Here is a 14,632-nt window from a genome sequence, read left to right as displayed (position 1 = left end):
GTGTATCAGACGCAGATATTTTGTCTGACCCACCGCTTTCGCGAGCAAGCCCGCTCCCACATTTTTTAACCGAGCAGGTCCTTCAGTACTTGGGTGAATGCGCGATTGCTGTCTTCTTCGTCAGCGTGCCGACCCTCCCGCACCACCCACTTACCGTTCACCAGCACATCCCGCACCTGCCGATCCCCACCGGCAAACAACCAGCGATTGAGAATGCCATCGTCGCTCGCCGTCGCCAGGTACGGATCATTGCCGTCCAGCACCAGCCAATCCGCGCGCCTACCCACCTCCAATCGACCAATCGGTTGGCCCAGCGCCTGTGCGCCGCCGTCCAGTGCCGCATCAAACAGCGTGCGGCCCACCATCGGTTGATCGCTGCGATACAAACGGTTGCGCCGCTGATCCCGCAGGCGCTGGCCGTATTCCAGCCAACGCAATTCCTCCACCACGCTCAACGACACATGGCTGTCGGAACCAATCCCCATGCGCCCGCCTTGCGCGAGAAAGTCTACCGCCGGGAAGATCCCGTCACCCAGGTTCGCCTCAGTGGTCAGGCACAGCCCGGCAATCGCCCGGCTCTTGGCCATGCGCGCGACTTCATCCGCATCGGCATGAGTGGCATGCACCAGGCACCAGCGTTCATCCACTGCAACATTGTCGTACAGCCATTGCAGCGGGCGCTTGCCGCTCCAGGCCAGGCAGTCGTCGACTTCCTTCTGTTGCTCGGCGATGTGGATATGCACCGGGCAGGCTTTGTCGCTGGCGCTCAGCACTGCGCTGATTTGTGACGGCGTGACCGCGCGCAGCGAGTGGAAACACAGCCCCAACTGCTGCGCCGGTTGCGCGGCGAGGATGGGCTGCAGGCGCGCTTGCAGATCCAGATAGCTTTCAGTGCTGTTGATAAACCGTCGCTGGCCCTCATTCGGTGCCTGGCCGCCAAACCCGGAGTGGGTATAGAGCACCGGCAGCAACGTCAGGCCGATGCCGCTGCTGGCCGCCGCCTGGCTGATCTGGCGTGACAACTCGGTACGGTCGGCATACGGCTGGCCGTTGACGTCATGGTGCACGTAGTGGAATTCGGCCACCGAGGTGTAGCCGGCCTTGAGCATTTCGATATACAGCTGGCGCGCGATCACCTGCAATTGCTCTGGGCTGATCTTGCCGACCATGCGGTACATCAGCTCGCGCCAGGTCCAGAAACTGTCGTTCGGGTTGCCCGCCACTTCGGCCAAACCGGCCATCGCACGTTGGAAAGCGTGGGAGTGCAGGTTCGGCATGCCCGCCAAAACCGGGCCTCTCAGCCGTTCGGCGCCGTCTGCGTTGGCATTGGCCGCAACCTTTGTCAGCAGGCCATCGGCGCTGACTTCAAGACGTACATCATTGGCCCATCCATTAGGCAGCAGTGCGCGTTCGGCAAAGAAAGCGGACATGATCAGAGCACCCCGGTCGTGTGTTTATTTGTATATACATATACAGACGTTTGCCTGCTCGGTAAACTCCGGCAATCTATGCATCTTTTCCACCTGCAAGGATTCCCTGTGCCGACTCCGCCCGCCAACTCTTCGCTGGCTGCCCACATGGACGAAAGTCCGGCGCCCTTGTATGCCCGCGTCAAACAGATGATCAGCCAGCAGATCCTCAACGGCAATTGGCCGCCCCATTACCGCGTGCCGTCGGAGAGCGAACTGGTCAGCGAGCTGGGCTTCAGCCGCATGACCATCAACCGCGCCCTGCGTGAGCTCACCGCCGAAGGGTTGCTGGTGCGAATGCAAGGCGTCGGTACGTTTGTCGCCGAACCCAAGAGCCAGTCAGCGCTGTTTGAAGTGCACAACATTGCCGACGAGATCGCCTCCCGCGGTCACCGGCACACCTGCCAGGTCATCCACCTGGGCGAAGAGGCCGCCGGTTCCGAGCGCGCCGTTGCCCTGGAAATGCGCGAAGGCGGGCGGGTGTTCCACTCGTTGATCGTGCACTTCGAAAACGATATTCCGGTGCAAATCGAAGACCGTTTCGTCAATGCCCTGGTCGCGCCGGAATACCTGCAACAGGATTTCACCCAACAAACCCCCTACGCCTATCTGAACCAGGTCGCACCGTTGACCGAAGGCGAGCATGTGGTCGAGGCGATCCTTGCCGACGCCTCCGAGTGCAAGTTGCTGCAAATCGAACCCGGCGAACCCTGCCTGTTGATTCGTCGCCGCACCTGGTCGGGCCGCCAGCCGGTGACCGCCGCACGTTTGATCCACCCCGGCTCGCGCCACAGTCTCGAAGGACGTTTCAGCAAATGACTGCAGTCAAAGTCTGGCGCGCCGCCGATTACGTGCGCATGCCGTGGAAGAACGGCGGCGGCAGCACCGAAGAAATCACCCGTGATGCGGGCCAGGGCCTGGACGGTTTTGGCTGGCGCCTGTCGATTGCCGATATTGGCGAGTCGGGCGGCTTTTCCACCTTCGCCGGTTACCAGCGCGTGATCACCGTGATCCAGGGCGCTGGCATGGTGTTGACCGTCGATGGCGAGGAGCAGCGTGGCTTGTTGCCGCTGCAGGCGTTTGCGTTCAAGGGTGACAGCCAGGTGTCATGCCGCCTGATCACCGGGCCGATCCGCGATTTCAACCTGATCTATTCGCCACAGCGTTATCACGCGCGGTTGCAGTGGATCGACGGCGAGCAGCGGTTTTTCAGCACGGCGCAGACGGTGCTGGTGTTCAGTGTCGCTGATGAAGTGAAGGTGCTGGATCACAAGCTAGGCCATCACGATTGCCTGCAAATCGACGGTAACGCCGGCCTGCTGGACATCGCCGTCAGCGGCCGCAGCTGCATCATCGAACTGACCGCACGCGGTTAAAAGTGTGGGAGCTGGCAAGCCAGCTCCCACATTTGTTTCCCGCTGTTCATTCGATCTGTTTCCAACCGGCGCACCAACTTGTTACCGAACGCCCCAGCATGGCGCAAGGCCATGCGGGCAAGACAACTATCCCCCGCCACAAAACTCCCCCATAAGAAATTTCATCCAACGCGGAAGCCTTAATTTCCAAGGCTCGCACGCTCTTTCCAAAAAATTCTCAACAGCTCCCTCAGCAAGTTGGCCGCTCGATTGCATATGCTTGTATGTACAAGTAAAGATGTGTGCGTAAGAGTCCGCTTCGCACCAATCAGGTATGCGCATCGATCGCTGAGGAGTTCTTGTTGTGACCAAGCCTACTAAATACCGTGACGTAGAAATCCGCGCCGCCCACGGTAACAAGCTCACCGCCAAAAGCTGGCTGACTGAAGCGCCGCTGCGCATGCTGATGAACAACCTCGACCCACAAGTGGCCGAGAACCCGAAAGAACTGGTGGTGTACGGTGGCATTGGCCGTGCGGCGCGCAACTGGGAGTGCTACGACCAGATCGTCGAAAGCCTCACCAACCTGAACGACGACGAAACCCTGCTGGTGCAATCCGGCAAGCCGGTCGGCGTGTTCAAGACCCACAGCAACGCCCCGCGCGTACTGATCGCCAACTCCAACCTGGTGCCGCACTGGGCCAGCTGGGAACACTTCAACGAACTGGATGCCAAGGGCCTGGCCATGTACGGCCAGATGACCGCCGGCAGCTGGATCTACATCGGCAGCCAGGGCATCGTCCAGGGCACCTACGAAACCTTCGTCGAGGCCGGGCGCCAGCATTACAACAGCGACCTGACCGGCCGCTGGGTGCTCACCGCCGGCCTCGGTGGCATGGGCGGTGCACAACCGCTGGCGGCTACCCTGGCCGGCGCGTGCTCGCTGAACATCGAGTGCCAGCAGGTCAGCATCGATTTCCGCCTGGCCAGCCGCTACGTCGACGAGCAAGCCACCGACCTCGATGACGCCCTGGCGCGCATTGCCAAATACACCAAGGAAGGCAAGGCGATCTCCATCGCGCTGCTGGGCAATGCCGCCGAAATCCTGCCGGAACTGGTCAAGCGCGGCGTACGCCCGGATATGGTCACCGACCAGACCAGCGCCCACGACCCACTCAACGGCTACCTGCCCGCCGGCTGGACCTGGGACGAATACCGCGCCCGCGCCAAGACCGAACCGGCCGCCGTGATCAAGGCCGCCAAACAGTCGATGGCCGTGCATGTCAAAGCCATGCTGGACTTCCAGAAACAAGGCATTCCGACCTTCGACTACGGCAACAATATCCGTCAGATGGCCCAGGAAGAAGGCGTGGAAAATGCCTTCGACTTCCCTGGCTTCGTCCCGGCCTACATCCGCCCACTGTTCTGCCGTGGCATCGGTCCGTTCCGCTGGGCGGCCCTGTCCGGCGACCCGCAGGACATCTACAAGACCGACGCCAAAGTCAAAGAGCTGATCCCCGACGACGCCCACCTGCACAACTGGCTGGACATGGCCCGCGAGCGCATCAGCTTCCAGGGGCTGCCGGCGCGCATCTGCTGGGTTGGCCTGGGCCAGCGCGCCAAGCTCGGCCTGGCGTTCAACGAAATGGTACGCAGCGGCGAGCTGTCGGCGCCGGTGGTGATCGGCCGTGACCACCTCGACTCCGGCTCGGTGTCCAGCCCGAACCGTGAAACCGAAGCCATGCAGGACGGTTCCGACGCTGTGTCCGACTGGCCACTGCTCAACGCCTTGCTCAATACCGCCAGCGGCGCGACCTGGGTTTCGCTGCACCACGGCGGCGGTGTGGGCATGGGCTTCTCCCAGCACTCCGGCATGGTGATCGTCTGCGACGGCACCGACGAAGCGGCCGAGCGGATTGCCCGCGTGCTGCACAACGACCCGGCGACCGGAGTGATGCGTCACGCCGATGCCGGTTACCAGATCGCGATCGACTGCGCCAAAGAGCAGGGCCTCAATCTTCCGATGATCAAGTAACCCAATGTGGGAGCGGGCTTTTGTGGGAGCGGGCTTGCTCGCGAAAGCGGACTTTCAGTCAATGCATCTGTAGCCGACCCACCGTATTCGCGAGCAAGCCCGCTCCCACATTTGATCTGCGCTGATCTAGATAACAATCCACCAGAGGTTGAACCGACATGGCTGCAAATGACACCACCCCGTTGATCGAGAAACGTTCGATCGACTACATCCCGGAAGCGGAAAGACACGGTCGTCTGTTCAGCCAATTCACCCTGTGGATGGGGGCCAACCTGCAGATCACCGCGATTGTCACCGGGGCCCTGGCCGTGGTGCTGGGCGGTGATGTGTTCTGGTCGTTGATCGGTCTGTTGATCGGCCAACTGATCGGCGGTGGCGTGATGGCTTTGCATGCGGCGCAAGGGCCCAAGTTGGGCCTGCCGCAGATGATCTCCAGCCGGGTGCAGTTCGGGGTGTACGGCGCGGCGATTCCGATTGTGCTGGTGTGCCTGATGTACCTCGGGTTCACCGCCACCGGCACCGTGCTGTCCGGCCAGGCGCTGGGCCAGTTGTTTGGCGTCAGCGACAGCGTCGGCATCCTGATCTTCGCCAGTGTCATCGTGCTGGTCACGGTGCTCGGTTACCGGGTGATTCACTTCATCGGCCGCGTCGCCAGCGTCATTGGGGTGATCGCCTTTGTTTATCTGTTCAGCCGCCTGATGGGCCAGACGGACGTGGGTGCACTCCTGCAAATCCGTCACTTCAGCTGGAGCAGCTTTTTGCTCGCGGTGTCGCTCGCGGCGTCCTGGCAAATCGCCTTCGGCCCTTACGTGGCGGACTACTCGCGTTACCTGCCAAGCCGCACGTCGTCGGTGAAAACCTTCCTCGCCGCTGGCGCAGGTTCGGTGATCGGCGCCCAGGTGGCGATGATCCTCGGCGTGTTTGCCGCCGCCATGTCCAACGGCCAGTTCGCCGGGCATGAAGTGGCCTACATTGTCGGCTTGAGCGGCACGGGTGCCACGGCTGCGCTGTTGTACTTCAGCATCGCGTTCGGCAAGGTGACCATCTCCACGCTGAACTCCTACGGCAGCTTCATGTGCATCGCGACCATCATCAGCGGCTTTCGTGGTCGCCTGGAGGTCACGCGCCTGCAGCGCCTGGTGTTTGTGCTGGCCATCGTGGGTACGGCGACCCTGATCGCACTGCTCGGCCAGCACTCGTTCCTCGGCGCGTTCAAGTCGTTCATCTTGTTCCTGCTGGCGTTCTTCACGCCCTGGAGCGCGATCAACCTGGTGGACTACTACTGCATCACCCGCGAGCGCTATGACGTGCCGTCGCTGGCCGACCCCAATGGCCGCTACGGTCGCTGGAACCTGCTGGGTATCAGCGTCTATGTGTTCGGTGTGCTGGTGCAGTTGCCGTTCATCTCCACCAAGTTCTACACCGGCCCCCTGGTGGCCGCCCTGGGTGACGTGGATATTTCCTGGATCATCGGCCTGGTACTGCCCGCCGCCCTGTATTACGTGTGTGCGAAAAAATGGCACGGCAGCGTGCCCGATCAATTGATCCTGCCGGTAGAGCAGGGCGCTGCACCAACGACGACAAACGGGCTGGTTGCACAAGCCTGATGGGACGTGGACATGGCTGGATGCCTACTGACTGCCGTAATCCATTTCAAGATTGGGAGCGTCACAACAATGAAAATGCATAAGACCCTGTTGGCCACCTTGTTCTCTGCTGGCGTGCTGGCATCAGCCGGTGCCCAGGCAGCCGGCTGGTGCGAGTCTGGCAAGCCGGTGAAGTTCGCCGGGCTGAACTGGGAAAGTGGCATGTTGCTAACCGACATCCTGCAAACCGTGCTGGAAAAAGGCTACGACTGCAAAACCGACAGCCTGCCAGGCAACTCCATCACCATGGAAAACGCCCTGAGCAGCAACGACATCCAAGTGTTTGCCGAAGAATGGGTGGGCCGCAGCGAAGTCTGGAACAAGGCCGAGAAGGCCGGCAAAGTCGTCGGCGTCGGCGCCCCGGTTGTGGGGGCTATCGAAGGCTGGTACGTGCCGCGCTACGTGATTGAAGGCGACGCCAAGCGCAAGCTGGAAGCCAAGGCCCCGGGCCTGAAAAACATCGCCGACCTGGCCAAGTACGCCGCCGTGTTCAAGGACCAGGAAGAACCGTCCAAAGGCCGTTTCTACAACTGCCCGGCCGGTTGGACCTGTGAGCTGGACAACAGCGAAATGCTCAAGAGCTACGGCCTGGAAAGCACCTACACCAACTTCCGCCCAGGTACCGGCCCGGCGCTGGATGCGGCGGTGTTGTCGAGCTACAAGCGTGGCGAGCCGATCCTGTTCTACTACTGGTCGCCAACGCCGCTGATGGGCCAGGTCGATCTGGTCAAGCTGGAAGAAAAACCCGGCGTGGATAAAAGCGTGAGCATCAAGGTCGGCCTGTCCAAGACCTTCCACGAGCAGGCCCCGGAACTGGTGGCCGTGCTGGAAAAGGTCAACCTGCCAATCGACCTGCTGAACCAGAACCTGGGGCGCATGGCCAAGGAACGAATTGAGTCGCCGAAACTGGCGAAGATCTTCCTCAAGGAACATCCTGAAGTCTGGCACGCCTGGGTGAGTGAAGACGCAGCCAAGAAAATCGACGCGGCCTTGTAGGTCAAGCGTGCCCGGCTACCCTGAGAGGTCAGCCGGGCGCCTGGCTACAACCCATTGGATCGAGAGCACGCTATGTTTCCTGAGAGTTTTACGTTTTCCATCGCCGACTGGGTCAACGGTTGGGTGGACTCACTGGTCACCAACTACGGCGATGTGTTCCGGCACATCTCCGACACCCTGTTGTGGGCCATCGTCAACCTGGAAGGGCTGCTGCGCGCGGCGCCCTGGTGGCTGATGCTGGCCATCGTCGGCGCTGTCGCCTGGCATGCCACGCGCAAGGTCGTGACCACGGCGGTGATCGTCGGTTTGCTGTTTCTGGTGGGGGCGGTCGGCCTGTGGGACAAGCTGATGCAGACCCTCGCGCTGATGATGGTCGCCACGGTGATCTCGGTGCTGATCGGCATTCCGCTGGGCATCCTCTCGGCACGCAGCAATCGCCTGCGTTCGGTGCTGATGCCACTGCTGGACATCATGCAGACCATGCCCAGCTTCGTGTACTTGATCCCGGTACTGATGCTGTTCGGCCTGGGCAAGGTCCCGGCGATTTTCGCCACGGTGATCTACGCCGCGCCACCGCTGATCCGCCTGACCGATCTGGGCATCCGCCAGGTCGACGGCGAAGTCATGGAAGCCATCAACGCTTTTGGTGCCAACCGCTGGCAGCAACTGTTCGGCGTGCAACTGCCGCTGGCGCTGCCAAGCATCATGGCCGGGATCAACCAGACCACCATGATGGCCCTGTCGATGGTGGTGATCGCCTCGATGATCGGTGCCCGTGGCTTGGGTGAAGACGTACTCGTCGGCATCCAGACCCTCAACGTCGGGCGTGGCCTTGAAGCCGGCCTGGCGATCGTGATTCTCGCAGTGGTCATCGACCGAATTACCCAGGCCTATGGTCGTCCACGGCATGAGGCGAGCAAATGACTACTGTCAGCAAAATCGAAGTTAAAAACGTCTTCAAGATCTTCGGCGCCCGTGACAAGGAGGCGCTGTCGTTGATCAGCCAGGGCAAGACCAAGGACCAGGTGCTGGCCGAAACCGGCTGCGTGGTCGGCGTGAACGACTTGTCCCTGAGCATCGGCACCGGCGAGATCTTCGTGATCATGGGCCTGTCGGGCTCCGGCAAATCCACCCTGGTGCGCCACTTCAACCGCCTGATCGACCCCACCAGCGGCGCGATCCTGGTGGACGGCGAAGACATCCTGCAACTGGACATGGACGCCCTGCGTCAATTCCGTCGCCACAAGATCAGCATGGTGTTCCAGAGCTTCGGCCTGCTGCCCCACAAGAGCGTGCTCGACAACGTTGCCTACGGCCTGAAAGTGCGTGGCGAAAGCAAGCAGGTCTGCGTTGATCGCGCCCTGCACTGGATCGAGACCGTGGGCCTGAAGGGCTATGAAAACAAATACCCGCACCAGCTCTCCGGCGGCATGCGCCAGCGCGTCGGCCTGGCCCGCGCATTGGCGGCCGACACCGACATCATCCTGATGGACGAAGCGTTCAGCGCCCTCGACCCGCTGATCCGCGCCGAGATGCAGGATCAGTTGCTGGAGCTGCAAAAGACCCTGCACAAAACCATCGTGTTTATCACCCACGACCTTGACGAGGCTGTGCGCATCGGCAACCGCATTGCGATCCTCAAGGACGGCAGGCTGATCCAGGTCGGCACGCCACGGGAGATCCTGCATTCGCCGGCGGATGAGTATGTGGACCGATTTGTTCAGCGGCGGGCGGCGGTGGTCTGAGCCAAGAAATGCGGTGCGGCTGCTGGCCTCTTCGCGGGCAAGCCCGCTCCCACACTTGGAATGCATTCCCCCTGTGGGAGCGGGCTTGCTCGCGAAGACGTCGGCAACGCTGCACAAGAATCAACGAAGGTATGAAGATGTCCCAGCCAACAAAAATCACTATCGCGGATACGCCATTGCACTGGCAGGACGTGGTCGCCGTCGCCCGCCATAACGCCGTCCTCGAACTCTCCGGCCAGGCCTGGGCACGCATCGACAACGCCCAAGCCATCGTGCAGCGCATCGTCACCAGCGGCGAGCGTGCCTACGGGGTGAACACCGGCCTGGGCGCGTTGTGCAATGTCTCGCTCGCTGGCGAGCAACTCAGCCAGCTGTCGCGCAACACCCTGCTCAGCCACGCCTGCGGCGTCGGCCCGGTGCTCAGCGACGAGCAGACCCGCGCGATCATCTGCGCCGCCATCATCAATTACAGCCAGGGCAAATCCGGCCTGCACCCGCAGGTGGTGCACGCGTTGCTGGCACTGCTCAACCACGGCATCACGCCGCAAGTGCCGTCCCAGGGTTCGGTGGGTTACCTGACCCATATGGCCCATGTCGGCGTGGCGCTGCTGGGCGTCGGCACGGTGAGCTATCGCGGGCAGATCGTTCCGGCGCAACAGGCCCTGAGCGCCGAAGGCTTGCAGCCGGTGGTGCTGGGCGCCAAGGACGGCCTGTGCCTGGTCAACGGCACGCCGTGCATGACCGGCCTGAGTTGCCTGGCCCTGGCTGATGCGCACCATTTACTGCAATGGGCCGACGTCATCGGCGCCATGAGTTTCGAGGCTCTGCGCGGCCAGATCGACGCGTTCGATGAGCACATCATCGCCCTCAAGCCGCACCCCGGCATGCAGCACGTCGGCAGCAATTTGCGCGCGTTGCTCGACGGCAGTGAAGTGATCGCCAGCAGCAAAGGCCTGCGCACCCAGGACGCGTTGAGCATCCGCTCGATCCCGCAGATCCACGGCGCCGCCCGCGATCAAGTCGAGCACGCCACGCGCCAGATCGAAACCGAACTCAACAGTGTCACCGACAACCCGCTGCTGCTCGGCACGCCGGAGAATTACCGCGTCGTATCCCAGGCCAACCCCCACGGTCAGTCGGTCGCGCTGGCGGCGGATATGCTCGCCATCGCTATGGCCGAGATCGGCTCGGTGGCCGAGCGTCGCCTGGACCGCCTGATCAACCCCCATGTCAGCGGCTTGCCGGCGTTTCTCGTCAGCAACCCCGGGGTCAATTCCGGGATGATGATCGTGCAGTACGTCGCCGCGTCCCTGTGCGGGCAGAACCGCCAGCTGGCGCAACCGGCGGTGCTCGACAATTTCGTCACCTCGGGCCTGCAGGAAGACCACTTGAGCATGGGCACCAACGCCGCACTCAAGCTGCACCAGGTGCTGGCCAACGTCACCCAGATCCTTGCCATCGAGTACCTGCTGGCGGCCCAGGCGTTTGAATTCCTCAAGGACCGGCGCTTCGGCGCCGGCACCGACCGCGCCTGGCGCTTGCTGCGTGAAGTCGTCCCGGCCTATGAGCAGGATCGCTGGCTGGCGCCGGATATTGCCGCTGCCGCCCAGTTGCTCAAAGACACCGCATTACCCGATTTGCACTAAAAACAATTCAAAGGAGTAGGAATGTGACTGCGCTAAACCTGATCCCCGGCCAACTGAGCCTTGCCCAACTGCGGGCCATCTACCAGCAGCCGGTGACCCTCAGCCTGGATAACAGCGCCTCGGCGCAGATCGAAGCCAGCGTGGCGTGTGTCGAGCAGATTCTCGCCGAGAACCGCACCGCCTACGGTATCAACACCGGTTTCGGCCTGCTGGCCTCGACCCGTATCGCCAGTGAAGACCTGGAAAACCTCCAGCGGTCCCTGGTGCTGTCCCATGCCGCCGGTGTGGGCGAGCCGATCAGCGATGCGCTGGTGCGGCTGGTCATGGTGCTCAAGGTCAACAGCCTCAGCCGGGGCTTCTCCGGGATTCGTCGCCAGGTGATCGACGCGTTGATCGCGCTGATCAACGCCGAGGTGTATCCGCACATTCCGTTGAAAGGCTCGGTGGGGGCTTCCGGCGACCTGGCGCCGTTGGCGCACATGTCCCTGGTGCTGCTGGGCGAAGGCAAGGCGCGCTACAAGGGCGAATGGCTGCAAGCCAGCGACGCTCTCAAAGTCGCCGGTCTGACCCCGTTGACCCTCGCCGCCAAAGAAGGCCTGGCGCTGCTCAACGGCACCCAGGTGTCTACCGCGTATGCCCTGCGCGGCCTGTTCGAAGGCGAAGACCTGTTTGCCGGCGCACTCGCCTGCGGCGGCCTTACCGTGGAAGCGGTGCTGGGTTCGCGCTCGCCGTTCGACCCACGTATCCACGCGGCGCGTGGCCAGCGGGGGCAGATCGATGCGGCCGCGGCCTATCGCGACCTGCTGGGCGAAAGCAGCCAGGTGTCGCAGTCGCACCAGAACTGCGACAAGGTCCAGGACCCGTACTCCCTGCGCTGCCAGCCGCAAGTCATGGGCGCCTGCCTGACCCAGTTGCGCCAGGCAGCCGAAGTGCTCGTGGTGGAAGCCAATGCCGTGTCGGATAACCCGCTGGTGTTCGCCGCCGAAGGCGACGTGATTTCCGGCGGTAACTTCCACGCCGAGCCGGTGGCCATGGCCGCCGATAACATGGCGCTGGCCATCGCTGAAATCGGCTCCCTCAGTGAGCGCCGCATCTCGTTGATGATGGACAAGCACATGTCCCAACTGCCGCCGTTCCTGGTCGGCAATGGCGGGGTCAACTCCGGCTTCATGATCGCCCAGGTGACTGCCGCCGCACTCGCCAGCGAAAACAAGGCACTGGCCCATCCCCACAGCGTCGACAGCCTGCCGACCTCCGCCAACCAGGAAGACCACGTATCCATGGCCCCGGCTGCCGGCAAGCGTCTGTGGGAAATGGCCGAGAACACCCGTGGCATCCTGGCCGTGGAGTGGTTGGCCGCATGCCAGGGCCTGGACCTGCGCGAAGGCCTGAAAACCTCGCCGAAGCTGGAACAGGCGCGTGGCATCCTGCGCAGCAAAGTGGCGTTCTACGATAAGGACCGCTTTTTCGCGCCGGACATCATCGCCGCCAGCGAACTGCTCGCCAGCCGCTGCCTCAACGAGCTGCTGCCGGCCCAGTTGCTGCCGAGCCTGTAATGTGTGGGAGCTGTCGAGCCCCAGCGTGGCTGTGAACACGGCAGCACTGGCGATGGCAAGCCAGCTCCCACAGGGATGAGTTTCACCGACCACTGACGGAGGCGTTGATGAAAACGCTATGGCAACACTGCCACATTGCGACCCTGGCCCACGGCAAATACTCGATCATCGAGGATGGGGCTCTGGTCACGGCAGGATCGCTGATTGAATGGATCGGCCCACGCAGCGACGTGCCCGCAGCGGACTACAGCGCTATCCATGACCTGCAAGGCGCCTGGGTGACCCCCGGGTTGATCGACTGCCACACCCACACGGTGTTCGGCGGCAATCGCAGCGGCGAATTCGAGCAGCGCCTTGAAGGCGTGAGTTACGCCGAGATCGCCGCCAAGGGTGGCGGTATTGCCAGCACCGTGCGCGCCACCCGTGCCGCCAGCGAAGATGAGCTGTTCGACAGCAGCCACAAACGCCTGCGCAGTTTGTTGCGCGACGGTGTGACCACGGTGGAGATCAAGTCCGGCTACGGCCTGGACCTGGCCAATGAACGCAAGATGCTGCGGGTGGCCCGTCGCCTCGGCGAGGCGCTGCCGGTCAGCGTGCGTGCCACCTGCCTGGCGGCCCATGCGTTACCGCCGGAGTACAAGGACCGCGCCGACGACTACATCGAGCACATCTGCAGCGAAATGCTGCCGACCCTGGCGGCGGAAGGGCTGGTTGACGCGGTGGATGCGTTCTGCGAATACCTGGCGTTTTCCACCGAGCAGGTGGAGCGCGTGTTCAAGGTCGCGCAACAACTGGGCTTGCCGGTCAAGCTGCATGCCGAGCAGCTCTCGTCACTGCACGGTTCCAGCCTGGCGGCGCGTTACCAGGCGTTGTCGGCGGATCACCTGGAATTCATGACCGAAGCAGACGCCATCGCCATGGCCGCCGCCGGCACCGTCGCCGTGTTGCTGCCGGGCGCGTTCTACTTCCTCCGGGAGACCCAATTGCCGCCGATGGATGCCCTGCGCAAACACGGTGTGAAGATCGCCATCGCCAGCGACCTCAACCCCGGCACCTCGCCGGCGTTGTCGGTGCGCCTGATGCTGAACATGGCCTGCACCCTGTTCCGCATGACCCCGGAAGAAGCCCTGGCCGGCGTCACCCAGCACGCGGCCACCGCCCTGGGCATGGGCGATACCCACGGTTCGTTGGAAGTAGGCAAGGTCGCCGACTTTGTCGCCTGGCAGATTGATCGCCCGGCCGACCTGGCTTACTGGCTGGGCGGCGAGCTGGATAAACGCGTCGTGCGCCATGGCGTCGACGTCACCGTCTAAGGAGCAATGCTGTGGATAAGGTTCTGAACTTCAAACGAGGCCGCGTGCCGCTGCTGATCAGCATGCCCCACGCCGGCCTGCGCCTGACGCCTGCGGTGGCGGCCGGGCTGATCCCCGAGGCGCAAAGCCTGCCGGACACTGACTGGCATATCCCGACGCTGTATGACTTTGCCGAGGACCTCGGCGCCAGCACCCTGGCTGCCGAATATTCGCGCTTTGTGATCGACCTGAACCGCCCGTCCGACGACAAGCCGCTGTACGTCGGTGCCACCACCGGGCTGTACCCGGCGACGCTGTTCGACGGCGTGCCGCTGTTCCGTGAAGGCCTGGAACCGAGCAAGGCCGAGCGCGCCACCTATCTCGAGCAGATCTGGGGCCCGTACCACCAGACCCTGCAAGACGAACTGGCGCGGCTCAAGGCCGAGTTCGGCTACGCCTTGCTCTTCGATGCCCACTCGATCCGCTCGGTGATCCCGCACCTGTTCGACGGCAAGCTGCCGGACTTCAACCTCGGCACCTTCAACGGCGCCGCTTGCGACCCCGCGCTGGCCAGCCAGCTGGAAGCCATCTGCGCCGAGCATCCGCAATACACCCACGTGCTGAACGGGCGCTTCAAGGGGGGGCATATCACCCGTCACTACGGCAACCCGGCGCAGGACATTCATGCGGTGCAGTTGGAGTTGTGCCAGAGCACTTATATGGAAGAGGTGGAGCCGTTTTGTTATCGGGCGGACCTGGCCGGGCCGACGCGGGTGGTGTTGAGGCAGTTGTTGGAGGCGTTTTTAGGCTGGGGAAAACGGCGTTACGGCTGAAATCGCCTTCGCGAGCAAGCCCGCTCCCACATTTGACCGAGTTCCAGCATGAGAATGCG

General features: G+C 62.8%; 12 protein-coding genes. 11 read left to right on the top strand and 1 reads right to left on the bottom strand.

Annotated elements, in window-relative coordinates:
* Positions 1 to 65 precede the first annotated feature (65 nt).
* Positions 66 to 1,430, bottom strand: a complete 1,365-nt coding sequence (locus OPU96_RS26130; RefSeq protein WP_498559958.1) for a formimidoylglutamate deiminase — start codon at positions 1,428 to 1,430, stop codon at positions 66 to 68.
* Between the two features lie 147 nt (positions 1,431 to 1,577).
* On the opposite strand from OPU96_RS26130, the gene hutC reads away from it, so the two are divergent.
* From hutC to hutG, 11 genes are all read left to right on the top strand, one after another.
* The gene (gene hutC, locus OPU96_RS26125; protein WP_370694901.1) at positions 1,578 to 2,288 is read left to right on the top strand and encodes a histidine utilization transcriptional repressor HutC; all 711 of its coding nucleotides are present in this window, start codon (positions 1,578 to 1,580) and stop codon (positions 2,286 to 2,288) included.
* Complete coding sequence (locus OPU96_RS26120; RefSeq protein ID WP_305391903.1) at positions 2,285 to 2,845, top strand: HutD/Ves family protein; 561 nt, start codon at positions 2,285 to 2,287, stop codon at positions 2,843 to 2,845. The genes hutC and OPU96_RS26120 overlap by 4 nt, the downstream gene beginning before the upstream one ends.
* A 343-nt stretch (positions 2,846 to 3,188) precedes the next feature.
* Positions 3,189 to 4,859, top strand: a complete 1,671-nt coding sequence (gene hutU / locus OPU96_RS26115) for a urocanate hydratase (protein ID WP_124525413.1) — start codon at positions 3,189 to 3,191, stop codon at positions 4,857 to 4,859.
* A gap of 158 nt (positions 4,860 to 5,017) precedes the next feature.
* Positions 5,018 to 6,466, top strand: coding sequence for a purine-cytosine permease family protein (locus OPU96_RS26110; RefSeq protein WP_498559957.1), 1,449 nt, complete (start codon positions 5,018 to 5,020; stop codon positions 6,464 to 6,466).
* A 69-nt stretch (positions 6,467 to 6,535) separates the two neighbouring features.
* Positions 6,536 to 7,501 (top strand): ABC transporter substrate-binding protein, encoded by a 966-nt coding sequence (locus tag OPU96_RS26105; protein ID WP_192298384.1) that lies wholly within the window; start codon positions 6,536 to 6,538, stop codon positions 7,499 to 7,501.
* A 72-nt stretch (positions 7,502 to 7,573) separates the two neighbouring features.
* A complete protein-coding gene (locus tag OPU96_RS26100; protein ID WP_012721776.1) occupies positions 7,574 to 8,425 on the top strand; it encodes an ABC transporter permease in 852 nt (283 codons plus the stop codon).
* Positions 8,422 to 9,246, top strand: coding sequence for a quaternary amine ABC transporter ATP-binding protein (locus OPU96_RS26095; protein ID WP_192298383.1), 825 nt, complete (start codon positions 8,422 to 8,424; stop codon positions 9,244 to 9,246). The genes OPU96_RS26100 and OPU96_RS26095 overlap by 4 nt, the downstream gene beginning before the upstream one ends.
* Before the next feature lie 137 nt (positions 9,247 to 9,383).
* A complete protein-coding gene (hutH, locus tag OPU96_RS26090; RefSeq protein WP_498559956.1) occupies positions 9,384 to 10,892 on the top strand; it encodes a histidine ammonia-lyase in 1,509 nt (502 codons plus the stop codon).
* Positions 10,893 to 10,915: 23 nt separating this feature from the next.
* On the top strand, positions 10,916 to 12,448 hold the full coding sequence (hutH, locus tag OPU96_RS26085) for a histidine ammonia-lyase (RefSeq protein WP_192298381.1): 1,533 nt from the start codon (positions 10,916 to 10,918) through the stop codon (positions 12,446 to 12,448).
* A gap of 107 nt (positions 12,449 to 12,555) precedes the next feature.
* A complete protein-coding gene (gene hutI / locus OPU96_RS26080) occupies positions 12,556 to 13,761 on the top strand; it encodes an imidazolonepropionase (RefSeq protein WP_192298380.1) in 1,206 nt (401 codons plus the stop codon).
* A gap of 11 nt (positions 13,762 to 13,772) precedes the next feature.
* Complete coding sequence (gene hutG / locus OPU96_RS26075; protein ID WP_498559955.1) at positions 13,773 to 14,573, top strand: N-formylglutamate deformylase; 801 nt, start codon at positions 13,773 to 13,775, stop codon at positions 14,571 to 14,573.
* The last annotated feature ends 59 nt before the right edge of the window (positions 14,574 to 14,632 follow it).

The organism is Pseudomonas sp. RP-B7 (assembly GCF_059803535.1).
Note: the sequence above shows the minus strand (reverse complement) of the source record. Positions and strands in the feature narration are given on the sequence as shown.

Bases quoted from the DNA above. Each gene is read 5' to 3' on its own strand.
- OPU96_RS26120 (WP_305391903.1), top strand. From the start codon at position 2,285: ATGACTGCAGTCAAAGTCTGGCGCGCCGCCGATTACGTGCGCATGCCG.
- OPU96_RS26130 (WP_498559958.1), bottom strand. From the start codon at position 1,430: ATGTCCGCTTTCTTTGCCGAACGCGCACTGCTGCCTAATGGATGGGCC.
- OPU96_RS26100 (WP_012721776.1), top strand. From the start codon at position 7,574: ATGTTTCCTGAGAGTTTTACGTTTTCCATCGCCGACTGGGTCAACGGT.
- hutH (WP_498559956.1), top strand. From the start codon at position 9,384: ATGTCCCAGCCAACAAAAATCACTATCGCGGATACGCCATTGCACTGG.
- OPU96_RS26095 (WP_192298383.1), top strand. From the start codon at position 8,422: ATGACTACTGTCAGCAAAATCGAAGTTAAAAACGTCTTCAAGATCTTC.
- hutC (WP_370694901.1), top strand. From the start codon at position 1,578: ATGGACGAAAGTCCGGCGCCCTTGTATGCCCGCGTCAAACAGATGATC.
- OPU96_RS26110 (WP_498559957.1), top strand. From the start codon at position 5,018: ATGGCTGCAAATGACACCACCCCGTTGATCGAGAAACGTTCGATCGAC.
- hutI (WP_192298380.1), top strand. From the start codon at position 12,556: ATGAAAACGCTATGGCAACACTGCCACATTGCGACCCTGGCCCACGGC.
- OPU96_RS26105 (WP_192298384.1), top strand. From the start codon at position 6,536: ATGAAAATGCATAAGACCCTGTTGGCCACCTTGTTCTCTGCTGGCGTG.